Consider the following 19,784-nt stretch of genomic DNA (forward strand, 5'->3'; position numbering starts at 1 on the left):
CAGTAATTCAAAAATAAAAGTATTACAAATATGGAGCGCAACGCCCATCGCTTGACGTTGCATTCACCTGCAAAGTGATAATGCCTGAGTCATTACTGCCAATACTTGATATCGCTCAATTTTGCAGTGATTAACCTGACCGCAGCCCGACTCTTTTGCTCAGCTATACGTTACCAACTAGAGCCATTTACTGTGCTTTAACCACCAAGCAACACCCAGCACCAAAGCCACTAACATCATGCAAAATGTCGCAAAACCAAAAGCGTCGGTATTGCCGGGAATCCCCCCTAAGTTGACACCAAATAAGCCAGTCAAAAAAGTGGTTGGTAAAAATACCATAGCCAACAGCGACATAGTATACGTGCGCCGGTTCATTGCATCTGCCATCAATGAGCTAATCTCATCGGACAGCACCGCAGTTCGTGCAATGCTGGAATCTAAATCTTCTAAACCGCGGCCCAAGCGCTCTGAGATTTCCTGCATGCGCCGACGATCATCATCATTCATCCACGGCAACCGCTCGCTAGCCAGTCGCGAAAAAACATCTCGTTGAGGTGCCATATAGCGACGCAAGACAATCAATTGCTTACGCAATAACGCCATTTGCCCACGTTGTGGGATCTTTTGCTCCAGCAGATCGTCCTCAAGATCGATAATTTTATCGTGCAAATCTTCGATAAACTCACTGGCATGGTCGGTCAGGCCGTCAACAATCTCCACCAGCCAATTACCGCTGTTTGTTGGGCCAGTGCCACTTTGTAAATCATTCAGCACATCATCGATGGAATAGACTTTGCGGTGGCGAGTTGAGACGATCAATTTGTCCGTCATATAGACTCGGAAGGTGACTAACTGATCTGGTCGGGCGTCATTATTAAAATTAATCCCCCGCAAGGTAATCATTGTACCGTCTCCCAGTCGGGTGACTTTTGGCCGTACACTCTCACCTGCCAGCCCATCACGAACGACTTCGGGTAACAATGGGGTGTTTTGTAACCAAGCGGCACTTTCTGGGTGAGTGTAATCCAGATGCAACCAGCAAGGTTGCTCCGCAGTGGCGACCGCATCAGTGCTGATTGATGTCACGCCACCCTTACCGTCTAACTGATAGGCATATACGGCATCAGAAACTTGAAGCGCTTTCCCTTCGACTGCATCCACAACACTGTCCTCAATTCGACTTTTATCATGCAATTAGCTCAGTGTAGCGCTAGCTACCTGATCTTTAAAGGCGATAGCTCGGATAAGCCGCTCTAAGGAAACATAATGTTAAAGGCAGCGAGAGAATCGACAGGTTTTTGTACAAAAAAAACCGCCGATAAATACCGGCGGCCTATTTACTTAATCATCACCTTTATCAAAAGGTAGATAAGGGTCTAGTGCTTGATAATATACATTGTATGACTGTAAGCGACGTCTTCAGGATTGGTTATTGGATAGCCCTTCACCCATGGTTTAATTAATCGTCCATTAGTAAATTGATATATTGGGGCGATTGGCACCTGTTCTGCAATAATTTGCTCGGCCTTATTGTAATCATCATTTAATAACTTAGGATTTGTTTGTCTGCTGGCTTCATTCAGCACGTGGTCGTAATTTTCGCTTTTAAATTTCGCGATGTTCCCACTGTGGGTGGAGGTCAGTAGAGACAAGAAGGTCGATGGCTCATTGTAGTCGCCCACCCATGACGCACGTACCACATCGAAATTACCAGTGTTACGGCTATCAATATAAGTCTTCCACTCCTGATTAATCATCTGAACATCCACACCCAATGTTTTCTTCCACATGGAAGCAATGGCGATGGCTAACTTTTGGTTGTTGTCAGAAGTATTGTACAGCAAGGACAATTTGAGTGGTTTATCTGGGCCATAACCCGCAGCATGTAACAGCGCTTTGGCTTGCGCATTTAACTCATCTTGATCTTGCTGTTGTAATGCATTGGCTACAGGGTGGTAACCTGCAGTGACATCAGGCGTAAAGTGATAGGCTGGTTTTTCACCTGTACCCAATACTTTTTCAGCAATAATTTTACGATCGATGGCATAAGATAACGCTTTGCGGACACGGACATCATTCGTGGGCGCACGCTGCGTATTAAATGCATAATAATAAGTGCCGAGCTGATCTGGCGTATAAACTTGGTCGGGAATATCTTTTAATAGTTTCTGATATAAATTCTTCGGGAAGGATTCGGTAATATCGATATCGCCAGCCTGATAACGCTTAGTCGCATTCGCTTCTTGATTGATGGGGATAAACGTGACCTTAGTCAGTACAGTATTGGCATGATCCCAATAATGTTCGTTCGGTACCAATACTAATTTTTCATTGACCACTCGGTCTTGTAATTTAAATGCGCCATTTCCAACCAAGTTACCCACTTTCGTCCAATCACTGCCGTATTTTTCAACCACAGATTGCGGCACTGGGAATAAGCTAAAGTTTGCAGTCAAACTGGGGAAATAAGGCACCGGTCTATTGAGCTTAACTTTTAGGGTATATTGGTCAACCGCACTCACCCCCAAAGTATCTGGCGACATCGTTCCCGCAATTATTTGCTGTGCATTCTCGACACCGGCCAATTCAGCAAACCAGGCAAAAGGGGACAAACTCTTGGGATCAACCAAACGACGCCAGCTGTAGACAAAATCCTGCGCAGTGACTGGATCACCGTTTGACCATTTCGCATCTCGCCGTAGCGTAAAGATATAAGTTTGATTATCAGTGGTTTGCCAATGAGACGCGACACCGGGAATCACTTCCCCTTGTGCATTCTGGTTGACTAATCCTTCGAATAAATCTCGGTCAACCTGTGCCTCGATCAACCCGACCGCTTTTATAGGATCAAGGGAAGCTGGCTCATCTTTAATATGACGTACAATCTCTTGTTTCTCAGCCAGCACGGTACCCGCAGGAACTTGTGCGGCATTTGCCGTGCCTAACGCTGTGCCAACTAATGCGGCACACAATGCAAAACGGAAATAGCGCATAATTAATAACCTTTTCGTTGTTATTCCATGTCAGCGAAAGTAAAAAAGTCGAATAAACATAAACTAGCAGATTAAATGCCATCGTGACGATGGGAAAATAAAAATACTGTCATTCATTGCTTCGCTGTATATCAACATGAGTTAGCACCCTAGCCAGCACACCGAATTTAACTTTATTCTTCTAGTGACGATTTTATCTAGCGATAAATAACTTATCTTATTGATTCAAGATAATAATATTAGATGATATGTTAACGACAGTAATTATTGTTCAGGATAACGAGAAACGTCATGAATCAACATCGGCCCCGCTCAGCGCGCGGAAACCTGACGACTTTAGGTCAGTCCTACGGCAAATCGACATTAGGCGCACCACTGCTCTATTTCCCTGCTTCTCATCCTTGCGCGGATACTGGGCTAATCATTGCCGGTACGCACGGCGATGAAAGTGCAGCAATTGTTGCTCTATCATGTGCACTGCGCAGTATTTCGCCGCAACAACAACGCCATCATGTCGTGTTAGCGGTCAATCCTGATGGCTGCCAACTAGGGCTACGGGCGAATGCTAATGGTGTTGATCTTAATCGTAATTTCCCTGCACAAAATTGGCTAGCAGGGGAAACAGTGTATCGTTGGAACAGTGCGGCTAATGCACGAGATGTCGTTTTATCGACAGGTGAACAGGCAGGTTCTGAACCAGAAACGCAGGCTTTATGTGCACTTATCAACCAATTAGCCCCCCGCTGGGTTGTGTCATTCCACGAGCCTCTAGCCTGCATTGAAGATCCCGATAGCTCAGTGTTGGGTGCTCGTTTGGCCACTCACTTTAACTTACCTTTGGTCACTAGTGTGGGCTACGCTACGCCCGGTTCCTTTGGTAGTTGGTGCGCGGATCGTCAGTTACCCTGCATCACAGCAGAATTGCCGCCGATATCAGCAGATGCAGCCAGTGAATGTTATCTCGCTGCATTGATTGATTTATTGACGATGAATGACTTATTGCACTAACGGATTAAGCCGATAAATCAATGGACCCAGTTGAAAAGTGCAATCCGCCCTCAACATCTTGCGCTAACCATGTCGGGCCATCCAAATCGACAAAGCGGGCCCCCGGCACTAAAGGCAATGCGGCTTGAATCGCGCGGGAGGTACACAGCATACAACCGAGCATAATAGCGAATCCCATCGATTTAGCCTGCTCGGCCAATAATAATGCTTCGGTTAACCCACCCGCTTTGTCCAATTTAATGTTGACCATATCATAGCGGTCCACCAGGCTCTCTAGATCGTCCCTGGTGTGGCAGCTTTCATCCGCGCAAATCGGCAATGGATGGATGAAATTTTGTAACCCCTCATCCTGACCCGCTGGTAAGGGTTGTTCGAGCATCGCTACGCCTAAATCAGCCAATAGCTGGCATCGAGCCGCCAATCCTTCCGTTTGCCAAGATTCATTGGCATCAACAATGAGCGTGACTTCCGGCGCGGCACTGCGGATGGCCACTAAACGCTCAGCAATCAGATGGTCATCAAGCTTTATCTTCAGCAAACTGGCACCTTGCTGCGCCAACGCTTTGGCACTGTAGGCCATCGCTTCAGGTGTCCCAATGCTGACGGTTTGGGCCATAGCAATATTAGTGACGGCAGCTATCTGGCTTCTGCCCCATATACTTTGCTGATGCTGTAAGCATTCTAACTGCCACAATGCACTGTCTACCGCGTTTCTCGCCGCACCTGCGGGTAATATCAGTTGTAATTCATCCCGAGAAACACCAGATTCTATGGCACTCACCACTAAGCCGAGTTGGGCCATCACAGAAGATTCACTTTCACCATAATGCGGATATGGCGTACATTCACCAACAGCTAGAATGCCGTTTTCTTCAATCTCGACCACCACCACTTTTGCTTCTGTGCGACTGCCTCGTGAAATCACAAATGCTGAATGTAGAGGCCAAGCCTCAGGGTAAAAACGCATTATTCTCAATTATGGCTCCTTGGCAGGAATCAAGCATTGGCGCTCGACGTGAGTTTCTAACCTAAACAAAATCTTCGGTATTTGGCAAATTTCTGATACCCAAGCTGCCATTGTTACCTTAAACTGAACTTCGTGTTACACATCTGTAAAAATGGAGAAAATAATGACACAGACCGTACATTTTCAAGGCAACCCTGTGACCGTCGCCGGTCAATTGCCACAAGTGGGCGATAAAGCGAAAGACTTTACTTTGGTAGCGAAAGATTTATCTGATGTTGCTTTGAGTAGCTTCGTTGGCAAACGTAAAGTCCTGAATATCTTCCCAAGCATTGATACCGGTGTTTGTGCAGCATCTGTCCGTAAGTTCAATCAACTGGCTGGCGAGCTTGAGAATACTGTTGTTCTTTGCATCTCTTCAGACCTACCGTTTGCCCAATCACGTTTTTGCGGCGCTGAAGGTCTAAGCAATGTGGTCACTTTGTCTACGTTGCGTGGCGCTGACTTCAAACAAGCTTATGGCGTCGATATTACTGATAGCCCATTGGCAGGTTTGACCGCTCGTGCTGTCGTGGTTCTGGATGGTCAGGATAACGTTATTCACAGTGAGTTGGTTAACGAAATCACCACTGAGCCTAACTATGACGCCGCTTTGGCAGCGCTGAAATAAGCCAATAATTTTGGGTTATTAGCCAGCTAAAATGCAAAGTTAAGCGGCTGTTCCTTCTGGGTTCAGCCGTTTTTTTACGTCTAATTTCAACTCCAGTAGCTCAGTGAATATTAACCCATTATTCTCAAGCTGATTTGCTGCTTACTCTTCTTCACCTTCATCATTTGCAGGCCGCTTACTGCTTAAGCCATATTCACGTAGCTTATTTGCGATCGCGGTATGAGAAACACCCAGCCGCTTAGCCAGTTTACGTGTGCTCGGATAATTGCGATAAAGTCTTGTCAGAACAGAGCGTTCGAATCGCTTGCTAATGTCATCAAGCGAACCATCAAGTACCTCGTCCCCCAGCGCAGCTTCAACCTCAAACTCGGGTAAGATAATATCCTGTGGTCTTAGCTCGGAACCTTCCAACTGGGTCAAAGCACGATAAATGGCATTTTTAAGTTGTCGTACATTACCCGGCCAACCATAGTGAGTCAGAAAATTACTGAGCTCAGGGGCCAGTTTTGGCCGAGGCACACCTTGTTCATCAGAGAAGCGTGCCACAAACAGTGCAGTAAGCGGCATGATATCAGCCTGACGCTCACGTAACGGCGGCAAAGTGATAGTCAATACATTGAGGCGATAATATAAATCCTCGCGGAATTCCCCACGCTGAACCAACTCCACTAGATTTTTCTGCGTCGCGCAGATGACCCGCACATCGACATGAACTTCATGTTCTTCACCCACTCGACGGAAAGTGCCATCGTTGAGGAAACGGAGCAGTTTAATTTGCATGCGTGGTGACATTTCGCCGATTTCATCGAGCAATACCGAGCCACCGTTAGCCTGTTCAAAGAAGCCTTTTTTGCCTTCTACAGCATTAGGGTAAGCTCCTGCCGCATAGCCAAACAGCTCGCTTTCCACGACATCGTCTGGCAATGAAGCACAGTTAAGACCGAGAAAGGGCATTTTCCCGCGCGGGCTACGCAAGTGGCAGGCTCGCGCTAAAAGGTCTTTGCCTGTTCCTGTATCACCGACTAATAACAATGGTGCATCCAGCATGGCTAGCTTGCGCGCTTGTTCAAGTACTTGCCGCATTTTCGTGCTTGTGGCGACAATTTGCTTGAATTCACTGTCATCGTTAACCGACAAGAATTGAAGTTGTTGCCCCATACGAGCGGTGGATTTCAGCATCACCACAGCACCAACAGTCTGATTTTGTTGATTTTCGTCTTCTAGCTCGATAGGGGTGATCTCCATCAGATAATCCTGATTGTTGATCAACACACGCTCGGTATGAGGGGCCGTTCCTCCCTCTTCGAACCAGCGAGCAAAATTGTAGCCGCCCAGTAGACCGCCCGCTGTTTTATGGCGGATCTTATCCTCATTAAGGGAAAATAGATCACGTGCTGCGGGGTTGGCTAACTCAAGATTACCTTTTAAATCGATAGAAAAGACGGGTTCTGGCATGGATTCAAGCAACGCACGTAGAGAGCGATGCTCGCGTTCTGATGGCATAAAAGAGACTGTCCGGACATCTGTTACACCGTTGATACGGCGTATGTCCATCATTAGTGCACTGAATACACTGAAATCTAATTGTGAGAAATTCAGGTAAATGCGACCAATTGGATCAATTTCAATCCCCCGTAAATCAATGCTGCGTAAAACCAAGAGATCAAGTAATTCTCTTGTGAGACCGATTCGGTCTTCGCAAAAAACTTCCAAGCGCATCAGTATCGACCTTATATATGGCAGGTGCGGAATTCTACCTAAGATAATACCCTGTCCCTTCTCACTGATGAAGCAGTCTGTCAGCAAAAGTTGACAGGCATCGGCTTTTTGCTGTCTTTTTTACCCTTCAACTGGAATAAATAGGAAATTATCGACTAATCGCGCCTTATTATTTAGTTGCATATTATTTTTTCAATGAATTATTCGGAATAAAATAATGCTCAGTCACGTCAACTTCTGCGTCAAGGTCCAGTGACACTTTGCTTTATTTCGGCCAACTGGCTATAGTATGGGTAGCCATATGACCGAGGAGGTTACATGAGAGCATATCACCCCACCCCAACAGCCAAAACAGGCGCGCTCTGGCGTGAAATAGGTCTACCCGCCAGCCGCGGCACCATCTTGGTCGACAGCATAAAGTTAGGGTTTTCGGTTGACGTTATCGATAGCATTCACCTTTGGGCTGCGATACCTAAATCTGAGATTCTACGCGCAACAGGGATCCCCAGCCGTAGCCTGACCCGTCGGCGCACTCATGATGGCCGTTTCACGCCGGAAGAGAGTGAGCGAATTGCGCGTTTTGTACGCGTCATGGATGCTGCCGTTGATCTTTTTGGTGGCGATAAAGGCAAGGCTATCACTTGGATGTCAACACCGATTAAAGGTTTGGGCCACCGCAGTCCTGATTCATTATTAGAGACAGAAACCGGCGCCTTAGAAGTCTGTGACTTAATTGGGCGGCTGGAGCACGGCGTATTCTCTTAATCCTGTGGTTAGCGGAATAAAAAGGTAAGGATACGATGACAGACAACTCGATGGACCGACATTTATGAAGCTTTACCGTATTGTGATGCGCCGTTATTTGGCCTCAGCATGGACGGGTTATGGCGCTGAAATCTATGGTGGCCGCTGGAACCATAAGGGCCACTCCGCGATTTATTTAGCCAGCAGCGTATCGTTAGCGATGTTAGAAACGTTGGCGCATATTCAAGACAGTTCAACCCTCAGTGAGTTTGAGCTATTTCAAATTGAAATTGATGACAACAATATTATGCTGTTGCATCCAACCGATTGGCCCATCGACTGGCGCAACGATCCAGCTCCCGCCACGACAATGGATGTTGGCACCGAGTGGTTAGAATCAGAATCCTCCGTTGGATTACTGGTGCCCTCCACTCTGGTGCCTTCAGAAAATAATATGTTGGTCAATCCACGCCACAAAGACTTTCAGGCTTACTTGAACAGTGTCAAACCGCTTCCGTTCTCTTTTGATCCGCGGCTGAAATAACCATTGTGGTGACTCAGCGTTAGCCACTATTGGTTCGACTTGTCTTTCTTTGGCAACGTATTTTTCAATTGGCTAACCAATTGGCGGCGGAAATCCCCTAACTTGGGCTTATCTCCCTCCAGCCAAGGCAACGGTCGGCACAGCTCCATCGCTTTGATTCCCAGTCGTGCGGTGAGTAACCCTGCCCCAATCCCTTGTGCTGCACGAGCAGATAAACGTGCAGCCAGATCTTGCGATAACCAGTCCATCCCGACTTCTCGCACTAATTCCGAAGCGCCTGCAAAGGCGATATTGAGCAAGACTAAACGGAACAAACGGATACGGCTGAAATACCCTAATTCGATGCCATAAAGGGTAGCAATACGGTTAATCAGTCGAATATTACGCCATGCAATAAACGCCATATCGACCAATGCCAACGGGCTGACGGCGATCATTAAAGCCGATTCAGCTGCATATCGACTAATTTCGGCTCTCGCCTGATTATCTAGCGCAGGCTGCACCAATTTAGCGTAAAGCTCGACCACTTCCCGATCGTTATGAGTTTCATGAAGCGAGGCTTGCCAGCGCTGGAGTGCCGGATGTCCTTGATCCAACCCTGCTTGGCGAGCCAGTTTTTCACAAAAAGCACGCCCCTGACCAATCCCGTGACTGACTAACAATTCACGCGCAATATCCCGCTCTTCCGCCCGCTGCCGGAGACGGTATAAACGCCTCCATTCCGTCAGCACTGATCCCACGCCCGCCAGTACAATCAGCCCACCTGCGGTCGTCGCACCCAATGCTATCCAATCCTGTTGTTGCCAGGCCTGATTGACCCATTGCACCGACTGCGCAATCACACTGACGCCAAAGAGTGCCAGACCTGCGGTCACCATTTTGCGCCACAGACTGCGCCTCGGTTTCAACGCGGCATTGACCAGCCCTTCCACTCGGCCATCTTCGGCTTCCGCGTCCAATTCGGGGGCTGCGGGATAAAAATTCTCCGCAGCTTGATGATCAAAAGCTTGCGCCGCTTTCAGTACAGGTTCATCCAAGGGTTGCAAAGGCTGTTCAAAATCGATGCGAGGTTTCAATGGTTCGCTCATCGCAATTTATCTCCCAATAAAAACTCCATCACTGCATCCAGCCGGATATGGGGCAATGGGCTATCGACATTTACCGCTTGTGGGCGAAATTCATCAAAATGAAAGCCCTGCTGTTGCCAGAATGCTGGCCCCGGCAAGCGGGCCGGTACATCACCAGGAAAGACGGTCAGCGGCGCACCATCAAGCAAGCGGTGCCCCCGTAGCGCGGGTATTTTTTGTCCTTGATGATCGACTATCCCACTTTCCGTTGCCTGTACCGAAGCCAAGCCGACACAATCCATACTGATACCTTCAAATGCAGCGTTCTGCCAAGCTTCCTGCACGAGTTGTTGTAACAGCGAAACCAGATTTGCATGTTGATCAGCAGTGACATGGTCTGCTTTGGTCGCTGCAAACATTAATTTATCGATACATGGCGAGAAAAGTCGCCGGAATAAAGTGCGCTTCCCGTAATGGAAACTTTGCATCAGTTGTGTCAGCGCCAAACGCATGTCGTTAAATGCTTGCGGCCCACTATTCAAGGGTTGCAGGCAATCAACCAACACGATTTGCCGGTCAAAACGCACAAAATGTTCTTTATAAAAGCCTTTGACGATCGCGTTGCAATAATAATTAAAACGGGTACGCAGCATGCCTAAATTAGAGTGTTTGTCTGCCTGTGCTAGCCGAGACTCACCTAAGCCATTCACATCTGGCCAAGGGAAAAACTGCAACGCAGGTGCGCCCGCCATATCGCCAGGTAACACAAAACGGCCTGGCTGAATGAAATGTAGCCCTTCATTTTTGCAGCGAACCAGATAATCGGTATAGGCCTGAGCAATGGCTGCCAACTGATTCTCATCTGCTGGGGCGAGAGGGTCACACTGCTGGCATAGCGTTAGCCAAGGTTGAGCCCAAGTTTCGCGATCCCCTTGTAACAGGCCAGCCATCTGGCGCGACCAGCTTAGATAGTCTTGCTCCAACATGGGGAGATCTAACAACCATTCGCCCGGATAATCGACAATCTCTAAATATAATGTCGATGTTTCTTTAAAATGGCGCAGCAAAGAATCGCCGGATCGAAAACGGAGCGCTAAACGAATTTCGCTGACACCCCGTGTCGGCGTCGGCCAATTAGGTGGAGTGCCATACAGCGCCGCCAATCCTTCGTCATAAGTAAATCGCTGAATACCGAGATCGCGCTGTGGCACACGTTTGACACCCAGTAACCGCTCCTCACGCGCAGCAGAAAACAGCGGCAAACGTGCGCCGCTGTGAATATGAAGTAATTGATTCACTAAAGAAGTGATGAATGCTGTTTTACCACTACGACTCAGACCTGTTACTGCCAACCGGAGATGGCGGTCCATCCCACGGTTAACCAATGATGTGATCTCATTTTGCAGTCGTTTCATGCTTCTCCTTAGCAAATTTACCCGCCGTTGCCGCCATTGCGCGTTTTAGCATGGGTTCCAGCATGATTAGCAGCAACCAGCGCAGAGGCTTACGGCTGACATTCTTAACAATAAAACCCGCGGCACCGGCTGGGCCATAGGTCAATGCAACAGTAAAAATAATCTTCATCAATGTGGTTAATACTACACCTGCTCGAGTACGGGCGGGATTATTGTTCATCGATTGCCCTCCGGCAGGGGTTGTCATATTGATTTTGTCAGCATCTTACTTTCAGCATTACAATTGACGAAAACGGCGTTCCACCACAAATGTATCTGAAGTGACATAGCGTTCGACTTGACGTAAACGTTGCTCCCCTGCACCTAACTCATACTCGAGTTGATCTAAAAGTTGCCGAGGTGTCGCTTCACGATGTTCACTGAAACTGGCTGCGGGTGCAGGTTCTAGCATAAACGTCAGTACGATATAAGCTACAATGGTGAAGACGAATAAACCGAAAAACAGTGATAACACGACCATCACTCGAATCAATCTCACTGGAATATCAAAATAGTGTGCCAAACCCGCACACACCCCTTTGATCATGCCTTCTTCTGGCACCCGATACAGTTTCTTGCTGCTTAATACATTACTTTTAAAGTTATTACTCATTATGACTGCCTCCAGTTCGGATGCTGAGCATCAAGGATCTCTTCCAATGACTGGATCCGTTCGCGCATCCGACGCGCATCATCTGTCAACTGAGACAGGCGTTGCATATCCTGATGGCTCAGTTGAGCACCGCTTTGCTGGCGATTACTGTAATGTAACCATAACCAGATAGGGGCCACAAAAAGCACAAAAATTGTCAGCGGTATGGCAAGAAACAGGATACTCATTCGTTCCCCTTAATCATTTTTTTGCGGATATCTGCATTTTCATTATGGCAGGCCACCTTTTGGCGATGGCCTGCCTGTTTTTGCTACTAGGCAACATGATGGTTGCTAAGCAACATGTCACTGTGCTGAATTCATTTTCGCTTTCAGTGCAGCCAATTGGTTATTGATTTCATCGTCAACTTTGAGTTCAGCAAATTGCTGATCCAATGACTTTTGTTTACCGACGCCAACGGTTTCAGCTTCCGCTTCCATATGATCAATACGGCGCTCAAACTGTTCAAAACGCGCCATTGCTTCATCCAGTTTGCCGCTGTCTAACTGGCGGCGAACATCGCGAGATGATGCAGCTGCCTGATGACGTAAGGTCAGTGCTTGCTGGCGGGCTCGGGTTTCAGTTAATTTACTTTCCAGCTCTGTGATTTCATGCTTCATTCGGCTTAGTGTTTCATCCACAGTGGCCGCTTCATGCTTTAATGTGTCGGTGAGTGCCGCCACTTTTTGCTTTTCAATCAGTGCCGCTCGAGCTAAGTCTTCCTTATCTTTACGCAAGGCCAGTTCGGCTTTTTCCTGCCACTCTTGTTGCTGGGTTTCGCTATGATCAATGCGACGCAACAGCTGTTTTTTCTCAGCCAAAGCACGGGCAGAGGTTGAGCGAATCTCAACCAACGTATCTTCCATTTCTTGAATCATCAGCCGGACTAATTTTTGCGGGTCTTCCGCTTTGTCCAGTAATGTATTGATGTTAGCGTTCACGATATCGGCAAAGCGTGAAAAAATACCCATAATTAATATCCTCTTTGACGTGTTAACTCTCTGACGTAATAGCGTTCGGCTGTGTTACTCGTAGACGCTTAATCATGCTTAATGCTACCCGCAGAGAAATATTCATTCACGTAGACAATATCAAGAGTCGTGCCAACTTTTTAAAAATCATAATCACATGAAAAATAACAAAAAAATATTTTTGCCTATTCAGCATAAAAATGTAGAGTGATTATATTAACCAATAATTGGCGAATTTCATCATGACTGAGCAATTAGATAATCTATTGGGCGAAGCAAACTCATTTGTCGAAGTGCTGGAACAAGTTTCTGGGCTGGCGAAACTGAATAAACCTGTATTGGTGATTGGCGAACGCGGTACCGGTAAAGAACTGATTGCCCACCGGCTGCATTATTTATCCGAGCGCTGGCAAGGGCCTTTCATCTCACTGAACTGCGCCGCTCTCAATGAAAATCTGCTCGACTCCGAGCTCTTTGGCCATGAAGCGGGTGCCTTTACCGGCGCGCAAAAACGACATTTAGGTCGCTTCGAACGCGCTGACGGCGGCACGCTATTTCTGGATGAGCTGGCAACGGCTCCGATGCTGGTGCAAGAAAAATTATTACGCGTCATTGAATATGGTCATCTGGAACGTGTTGGCGGCAGCCAACCGCTGCAAGTCGATGTCCGGCTAGTTTGTGCGACCAACGACAATCTGCCTGCATTAGCCGCTGCTGGTAAATTCCGCGCCGACCTGCTGGATCGCCTCGCCTTCGATGTGGTGCAATTACCACCATTACGCGAACGTCAGCAGGACATCATGTTATTGGCTGAACATTTTGCCATCCAGATGTGCCGCGAATTAGGTCTCCCCCTTTTCCCCGGTTTTACGCCGTCAGCAAAAGCGCAATTATTGGCGTACCTCTGGCCGGGCAATGTGCGTGAGTTGAAAAATGTGGTTGAGCGTTCTGTGTATCGCCATGGAGACAACATTCAGCCACTGGATAACATCATTATTAATCCTTTCGCCGCTCGCTCAAGCAATGAGCACTCGGTGATCGAACCGCAGGCTTTAGCCACCACGACAGATGACTCATCCGTACTTCCAGCACTGCCTATTGACCTGAAACATTGGCTGCATGATAGCGAACAACAGATGATCAAACATGCATTGGAACAGGCGCGTTTTAATCAGCGTAAAGCGGCAAGTTTGCTAGGGTTAACGTACCATCAGCTACGTGGCATGCTAAAAAAACATGCCATCTTAACGGGCGAATGATTTCGATGAGCTTACCCAAGTAAGTGATTCGGGTGAACGAGTGCCGCTAACGCTGCTGCGGCTTCAAGGACGAAGGGTAAAAAAAAGCCAGCACCCGAGCTGGCTAAATAATACTGGAAGCAATGTGAGCAATGTCGTGCTTTCCTATCAAAAGCCTGAAACTGTTGGCTTTATCCCGAAGAGCAGAGCAATGATAATAGTTATCAATAGCACTTGTAAATAGTTTATTGAGAATTTTTCTCATTACCATATGAATAGTGATGGAATTATCATCAACTGATGCAACAACCAGCAGACAGCGAAGTAGTTTTGCTCAATGGATTGGGGGCGCTGTCAGATTACGGTACACTGAGTGTATTGCTTACTGACTGCGAAGCGTTTATGCGTGTTTTACTCATTTGGATGCTGTCGCTGGCGTGCCTTGCGACCCCTGTGTTGGCGCAAACTGCCCCAGCCCCCTTACCTGACCAACCGCTGCCCGATATTCGCCAGCGTGGATTTGTTTATTGCGTTAGCGGGATACTGAATACCTTTAATCCGCAGATGGCCAGTAGTGGATTAACCATTGATACGTTGGCAGCACAGTTGTATGACCGCCTGCTGGATGTTGATCCTTATACTTATCGACTCATCCCTGAATTAGCCGAGAGCTGGCAAGTGTTAGATAACGGCGCTACCTACCGTTTTCATTTACGTAAAGACGTCCCCTTCCAGACAACCGACTGGTTTACCCCCACTCGGATGATGAACGCCGATGACGTAGTGTTCAGTTTCCAGCGAGTCTTTGATCCAGAACATCCTTACCATGGCGTCAATGGCGGCGAGTACCCTTATTTTGACAGTTTACAATTTGCCGATGCCGTGCAAAGTGTCAAAAAGTTGGATGATCACACGGTCGAATTTAAGCTGAAAGCACCTGATGCATCGTTTCTCTGGCATTTAGCTACCCACTATGCCCCCGTACTGTCTGCTGAATACGCCGATGACTTAACAAAGAAAGGCCGCCAAGAGCAGATCGATCGCGAGCCTGTAGGAACCGGTCCTTTCTTATTAAATGAATATCGGTCTGGGCAATATATCCGTTTGTTCCGCAATAGCGACTATTGGAAAGGTTTACCGCGCATGCCTCAAGTCGTTATCGATTTGGGTGCGGGTGGGACGGGACGCTTATCCAAATTACTGACGGGCGAATGTGATGTGTTGGCTTATCCAGCAGCTAGTCAGTTATCTATTTTACGTGATGACCCTCGCCTGCGCCTAACGCTGCGCCCTGGGATGAATGTCGCCTATCTGGCGTTTAATACCCGTAAACCGCCTCTGAATGACCAACGCGTGCGCCAAGCCATTGCGCTATCGATTAACAACCAACGATTGATGCAGTCAATTTATTACGGTACTGCTGAAACGGCCGCCTCTATCTTACCGCGTGCATCATGGGCTTACGACAATCAGGCTCAGGTCACCGAATATAATCCTGAAAAAGCTAAGGCCATCCTTAAAGAATTGGGGCTCACTAAATTACAGCTTAATTTATGGGTGCCAACAGCATCGCAATCTTACAACCCTAGCCCACTAAAAACGGCGGAGTTGATTCAGGCAGATTTAGCTCAAGTCGGTATTACGGTCAATATCGTCCCGGTCGAAGGCCGTTTCCAAGAAGCCCGCCTGATGGAGATGAATCACGATTTAACCCTGTCGGGTTGGTCAACGGACAGTAACGATCCAGACAGTTTTTTCCGCCCACTTTTAAGCTGTGCAGCAATTCGTTCGCAAACAAACTATGCTCATTGGTGTGACCCTGAATTTGATGAACTGCTGCAAAAAGCACTACGTTCTCAGCAACTATCGGCGCGTATTGAATATTATCAGCAGGCTCAGCGTATTCTTGAGCAGCAATTACCGCTGCTGCCATTAGCATCATCGTTACGGCTTCAGGCATATCGCTATGATATTAAAGGTTTGGTATTAAGCCCGTTTGGCAATTCATCTTTTGCTGGTGTATTCCGCGAAAGCGATGAGGGCAAAAAGCCATGATTATCTTTACCTTGCGGCGCTTATTGCTGCTAGTGATAACACTATTTATGTTATCGCTGGTCAGTTTTAGCTTGAGCTATTTCACCCCACATGCGCCGCTAAACGGCGTGGCGTTACTCGATGCTTATCGTTTCTATTTCAGCAGTTTACTGCAGTGGGATTTCGGTGTGTCCAGCATTAACGGCCAACCGATTAGCGAGCAACTGCGTGAAGCTTTCCCCGCCACGATGGAATTATGTGTTCTGGCCTTTTCACTGGCACTGTTTATCGGCATTCCCTTGGGGATTATTGCGGGTGTGATGCGCGGTAAATGGCCCGATATTGCTATCAGTTCCATTGCATTGGTCGGCTTTTCTGTCCCCGTTTTTTGGTTGGCCTTGCTGCTTATGTTGTTCTTCTCGTTGCATTTAGGTTGGCTACCCGTTTCTGGACGGTACGACTTGTTATATCAAGTCAAACCCGTCACCGGACTGGCTTTAGTGGATGCTTGGCTATCCCCTTCACCGTACCGAGAAGAGATGATGCTCAGTGCAATTCAACATATGATTTTGCCTATCACTGCACTGGCTGTCGCCCCAACGACAGAAGTTATTCGCCTTATGCGTACCAGCACTGATGATGTCATCGGTCAGAACTACATTAAAGCGGCCGCAACACGGGGTTTATCGCGGTTCACGATTATCCGCCGCCACGTTCTACATAACGCATTGCCCCCCATTATTCCGAAGTTAGGCCTGCAGTTTTCCACCATGCTGACATTGGCGATGATAACCGAAGTGGTCTTTAACTGGCCGGGGCTAGGCCGTTGGTTAATAAATGCCATACGGCAACAAGATTACGCCGCTATCTCTGCGGGTGTGATGGTCGTCGGTTCATTGGTGATTGTTATTAACGTTTTGTCAGATATTGTGGGCGCAATGATGACGCCGTTAAAGCATAAGGAATGGTATGCCCTTCGATAATGTTTATCGCGAAAAGAAGATGCCTAGCCCACTGCTGTACACTTGGCGGCTTTTCTACACTGATACCTTAGCCATGGTCGGTTTTTATGGCGTCCTCGGCTTGTTAGTGCTGTGTTTGCTGGGGAGTACACTGGCCCCCTACGCCCTCGACCAACAGTTTCTCGGTTACCAACTGCTCCCACCTTCGTGGTCACGCTACGGTAACGTTTCATTCTTCCTCGGCACAGATGATCTTGGCCGCGATATCTTAAGCCGCTTATTAGCTGGAGCCGCATCCACTTATGGCTCGGCATTGTTGGTAACACTCGCAGCAGCCCTGTGCGGCGTGATACTGGGTGTTTTCGCGGGTATCACCCACGGTTTTCGTTCGGCTATTCTCAATCACGTGCTGGATACATTGCTTTCTATCCCATCGCTGCTGTTGGCCATCATCGTTGTCGCCTTTGTTGGCCCCAGTTTAGAACATGCGATGTTTGCAGTTTGGCTGGCTTTATTGCCGCGAATGGTTCGCACCATTTATAGCGCAGTACATGATGAATTAGATAAAGAATATGTGGTTGCTGCTCGCCTAGATGGAGCCTCCACCCCACATATTTTGGCTTATGCCATTTTTCCCAATATTGCGGCGGTGTTAGTCACTGAGTTTACCCGTGCTTTATCGATGGCGATTTTAGATATTGCTGCATTAGGTTTTCTAGATTTGGGCGCACAGTTACCCTCACCAGAATGGGGGGCGATGCTGGGAGACTCACTGGATCTCGTTTATGTTGCGCCTTGGACTGTGATGCTACCGGGAGCGGCGATTTTAGTGAGTGTGTTGCTGGTGAATCTATTGGGTGATGGTATGCGTCGCGCCATTAATGCAGGGGTGGAATAATGCCGCTACTCGATATTCGTAACCTCACCATCGAGTTTATGACCGCCGAAGGGATGGTTAAAGCCGTTGACCGCATCAGTATCACCCTGACGGAAGGTGAAGTTCGTGGCTTGGTTGGGGAGTCTGGCTCAGGTAAGAGTCTGATTGCCAAAGCTATTTGTGGCGTCAGCAAAGATAACTGGCGCATTACGGCTGACCGTTTCCGCTTTGATGATATTGATCTGTTGCAACTGACACCCCGCCAGCGCCGTAAAGTGATTGGCCACAATATTTCGATGATTTTCCAAGAGCCGCAATCTTGTCTGGATCCATCCGAAAGTATCGGTCAGCAGTTGTTCCAAGCCATTCCGGGTTGGACCTACAAAGGCCGCTGGTGGCAACGTTTTCATTGGCGTAAACGGCGAGCAATAGAATTACTGCACCGTGTTGGCATCAAAGACCATAAGGATATTATGCGCAGCTATCCCTATGAGTTGACGGAAGGTGAATGCCAAAAGGTGATGATCGCTATCGCACTGGCTAACCAGCCAAGACTACTGATTGCTGATGAGCCGACGAATGCGATGGAACCCACCACGCAAGCGCAGATTTTCCGCCTGTTGGCTCGGCTGAATCAAAATAACAACACCACAATTTTGCTGATCAGTCATGATTTGCAAATGATGAGTAAATGGGCTGATCGGGTGAACGTGCTCTATTGCGGCCAAACAGTAGAAAGTGCTGTTTGTGAGGATCTGCTGGCTGCACCGCATCACCCGTATACTCAAGCGCTTATTCGTGCAATGCCGGATTTCGGCCGCTCTTTACCCCATAAAAGCCGCTTGAATACATTGCCAGGCGCGATTCCGTCACTTGAGCATTTACCGATCGGCTGTCGGCTTGGGCCTCGTTGCCCCTATGCGCAGAAAACTTGTATTGAAACACCCCGTTTACGACTGGTCAAAAACCACGCCTTTGCCTGTCACTTCCCCTTAAATTTGGAGGAGCAATAATGGCCGAGACGCTGCTCGAAGTCCGTAATCTCAGTAAAACTTTCCGCTATCGTACAGGGCTGTTTCGTCGTCAACATGTCGAAGCGGTCAAGTCGGTGAGCTTCACTTTACGTGAAGGCCAAACATTGGCGGTGATTGGTGAAAACGGATCAGGGAAATCAACCCTGGCAAAAATGTTGTCAGGCATGATTGAACCCACAGAAGGTGAGCTGTTGATTGACGATCATCGCTTGGTCTATGGTGATTATGGCTATCGTAGCCAACGTATTCGCATGATTTTTCAAGATCCCAGCACTTCGCTGAACCCGCGTCAGCGTGTCGGTCAATTGCTTGATGCGCCCTTGAAGCTGAATACCGATTTAGACGCCGCAGCTCGCGAGCAGCGCATTTATCAAACGCTACGACAAGTGGGGCTGCTACCCGATCACGCTAACTATTACCCTCATATGCTTGCATCAGGCCAGAAGCAGCGCATCGCACTGGCGCGGGCGCTTATCCTGCAACCTAAAGTGATTGTTGCCGATGAAGCACTCGCTGCGCTGGATATGTCTATGCGCTCGCAGATCATCAACCTGATGCTGGAATTGCAAGAAAAACACGGCATCGCCTATGTCTATGTGACCCAACACTTAGGCATGATGAAGCATATCAGTGACCAAGTGATTGTGATGCATGAAGGCGAAGTGGTCGAACGTGGGAGTACTGCTGAAGTGTTGGCGTCCCCACTGCATGATTTAACAAAGCGCCTTATCTCTAGCCATTTTGGGGAAGCATTAACCGCAGATGCTTGGCGTCAAGACAGTGGCCATTTCTAACGCATTAGCTTTGTTGGCTATTTTCATCCCCCGTAAAACTTGCAGTGAAAGCGGAGGTG

The 19,784-nt window shown here is 47.9% G+C and carries 20 protein-coding genes; 10 read left to right on the forward strand and 10 right to left on the reverse strand.

Going from position 1 to position 19,784, the window contains the following annotated elements; translation table 11 throughout:
• Window positions 1–177: 177 nt before the first annotated feature.
• Together zntB and DA391_RS11620 are read right to left on the reverse strand one after the other, a co-directional pair.
• A complete protein-coding gene (zntB, locus tag DA391_RS11615; RefSeq protein ID WP_050081122.1) occupies window positions 178–1,161 on the reverse strand; it encodes a zinc transporter ZntB in 984 nt (327 codons plus the stop codon).
• 215 nt (window positions 1,162–1,376) lie between these two features.
• Window positions 1,377–2,993, reverse strand: a complete 1,617-nt coding sequence (locus DA391_RS11620; RefSeq protein ID WP_050873025.1) for a peptide ABC transporter substrate-binding protein — start codon at window positions 2,991–2,993, stop codon at window positions 1,377–1,379.
• A gap of 291 nt (window positions 2,994–3,284) precedes the next feature.
• Here DA391_RS11620 and mpaA point away from each other — a divergent pair, with 291 nt between their 5' ends.
• Entirely contained in the window at window positions 3,285–4,001 is a 717-nt protein-coding gene (gene mpaA, locus DA391_RS11625; protein ID WP_098904506.1) for a murein tripeptide amidase MpaA, read from the forward strand.
• 4 nt (window positions 4,002–4,005) lie between these two features.
• Here the strand turns inward: mpaA and ycjG are convergent, their stop codons facing one another.
• On the reverse strand, window positions 4,006–4,977 hold the full coding sequence (gene ycjG, locus DA391_RS11630) for an L-Ala-D/L-Glu epimerase (RefSeq protein ID WP_057649458.1): 972 nt from the start codon (window positions 4,975–4,977) through the stop codon (window positions 4,006–4,008).
• 154 nt (window positions 4,978–5,131) lie between these two features.
• Here ycjG and tpx point away from each other — a divergent pair, with 154 nt between their 5' ends.
• Window positions 5,132–5,635, forward strand: a complete 504-nt coding sequence (gene tpx / locus DA391_RS11635; protein WP_019209936.1) for a thiol peroxidase — start codon at window positions 5,132–5,134, stop codon at window positions 5,633–5,635.
• 141 nt (window positions 5,636–5,776) lie between these two features.
• Here tpx and tyrR read toward each other — a convergent pair whose 3' ends face one another.
• Window positions 5,777–7,354 (reverse strand): transcriptional regulator TyrR, encoded by a 1,578-nt coding sequence (gene tyrR, locus DA391_RS11640; RefSeq protein WP_050081126.1) that lies wholly within the window; start codon window positions 7,352–7,354, stop codon window positions 5,777–5,779.
• Window positions 7,355–7,672: 318 nt separating this feature from the next.
• Here tyrR and xre point away from each other — a divergent pair, with 318 nt between their 5' ends.
• Window positions 7,673–8,119 carry a type II toxin-antitoxin system antitoxin Xre gene (gene xre, locus DA391_RS11645; protein ID WP_050081127.1) on the forward strand — a complete coding sequence of 149 codons (447 nt, stop codon included), beginning with the start codon at window positions 7,673–7,675 and terminating at the stop codon, window positions 8,117–8,119.
• A gap of 64 nt (window positions 8,120–8,183) precedes the next feature.
• Window positions 8,184–8,642, forward strand: a complete 459-nt coding sequence (locus DA391_RS11650; protein ID WP_050081128.1) for an RES family NAD+ phosphorylase — start codon at window positions 8,184–8,186, stop codon at window positions 8,640–8,642.
• A 26-nt stretch (window positions 8,643–8,668) separates the two neighbouring features.
• On the opposite strand, the gene DA391_RS11655 is transcribed toward DA391_RS11650, so the two are convergent.
• The 6 genes from DA391_RS11655 to pspA all read right to left on the reverse strand — a co-directional run bounded on the left by DA391_RS11655 (window position 8,669) and on the right by pspA (window position 12,786).
• Complete coding sequence (locus DA391_RS11655) at window positions 8,669–9,730, reverse strand: YcjF family protein (protein ID WP_050081129.1); 1,062 nt, start codon at window positions 9,728–9,730, stop codon at window positions 8,669–8,671.
• Window positions 9,727–11,124 (reverse strand): YcjX family protein, encoded by a 1,398-nt coding sequence (locus DA391_RS11660; protein ID WP_050081130.1) that lies wholly within the window; start codon window positions 11,122–11,124, stop codon window positions 9,727–9,729. Before DA391_RS11660 ends, DA391_RS11655 begins: the two co-directional genes overlap by 4 nt.
• Window positions 11,105–11,344: a phage shock protein PspD gene (pspD, locus tag DA391_RS11665; protein WP_019209930.1), complete on the reverse strand. Its 240-nt coding sequence runs from the start codon at window positions 11,342–11,344 to the stop codon at window positions 11,105–11,107. The genes DA391_RS11660 and pspD overlap by 20 nt, the downstream gene beginning before the upstream one ends.
• Before the next feature lie 57 nt (window positions 11,345–11,401).
• Complete coding sequence (gene pspC, locus DA391_RS11670) at window positions 11,402–11,776, reverse strand: envelope stress response membrane protein PspC (protein WP_050285589.1); 375 nt, start codon at window positions 11,774–11,776, stop codon at window positions 11,402–11,404.
• Window positions 11,776–12,003 (reverse strand): envelope stress response membrane protein PspB, encoded by a 228-nt coding sequence (pspB, locus tag DA391_RS11675; RefSeq protein WP_050285588.1) that lies wholly within the window; start codon window positions 12,001–12,003, stop codon window positions 11,776–11,778. Before pspB ends, pspC begins: the two co-directional genes overlap by 1 nt.
• 117 nt (window positions 12,004–12,120) lie before the next feature.
• Window positions 12,121–12,786, reverse strand: coding sequence for a phage shock protein PspA (pspA, locus tag DA391_RS11680; RefSeq protein ID WP_050285587.1), 666 nt, complete (start codon window positions 12,784–12,786; stop codon window positions 12,121–12,123).
• Between the two features lie 242 nt (window positions 12,787–13,028).
• Between pspA and pspF the strand changes: the two genes are divergently transcribed.
• The 6 genes from pspF to sapF all read left to right on the forward strand — a co-directional run bounded on the left by pspF (window position 13,029) and on the right by sapF (window position 19,725).
• Window positions 13,029–14,045, forward strand: a complete 1,017-nt coding sequence (pspF, locus tag DA391_RS11685; protein WP_050081133.1) for a phage shock protein operon transcriptional activator — start codon at window positions 13,029–13,031, stop codon at window positions 14,043–14,045.
• A 381-nt stretch (window positions 14,046–14,426) separates the two neighbouring features.
• A complete protein-coding gene (gene sapA / locus DA391_RS11695) occupies window positions 14,427–16,079 on the forward strand; it encodes an ABC transporter substrate-binding protein SapA (RefSeq protein ID WP_050285793.1) in 1,653 nt (550 codons plus the stop codon).
• Window positions 16,076–17,041 carry a putrescine export ABC transporter permease SapB gene (gene sapB / locus DA391_RS11700; protein WP_019209924.1) on the forward strand — a complete coding sequence of 322 codons (966 nt, stop codon included), beginning with the start codon at window positions 16,076–16,078 and terminating at the stop codon, window positions 17,039–17,041. The genes sapA and sapB overlap by 4 nt, the downstream gene beginning before the upstream one ends.
• Entirely contained in the window at window positions 17,028–17,918 is an 891-nt protein-coding gene (sapC, locus tag DA391_RS11705) for a putrescine export ABC transporter permease SapC (RefSeq protein ID WP_050081134.1), read from the forward strand. Before sapB ends, sapC begins: the two co-directional genes overlap by 14 nt.
• Entirely contained in the window at window positions 17,918–18,910 is a 993-nt protein-coding gene (gene sapD, locus DA391_RS11710) for a putrescine export ABC transporter ATP-binding protein SapD (RefSeq protein ID WP_049608367.1), read from the forward strand. The genes sapC and sapD overlap by 1 nt, the downstream gene beginning before the upstream one ends.
• Entirely contained in the window at window positions 18,910–19,725 is an 816-nt protein-coding gene (gene sapF / locus DA391_RS11715; RefSeq protein ID WP_050081135.1) for a putrescine export ABC transporter ATP-binding protein SapF, read from the forward strand. The genes sapD and sapF overlap by 1 nt, the downstream gene beginning before the upstream one ends.
• Window positions 19,726–19,784 lie beyond the last annotated feature (59 nt).

This window comes from Yersinia massiliensis (assembly GCF_003048255.1).
GTDB lineage: Bacteria > Pseudomonadota > Gammaproteobacteria > Enterobacterales > Enterobacteriaceae > Yersinia > Yersinia massiliensis_A.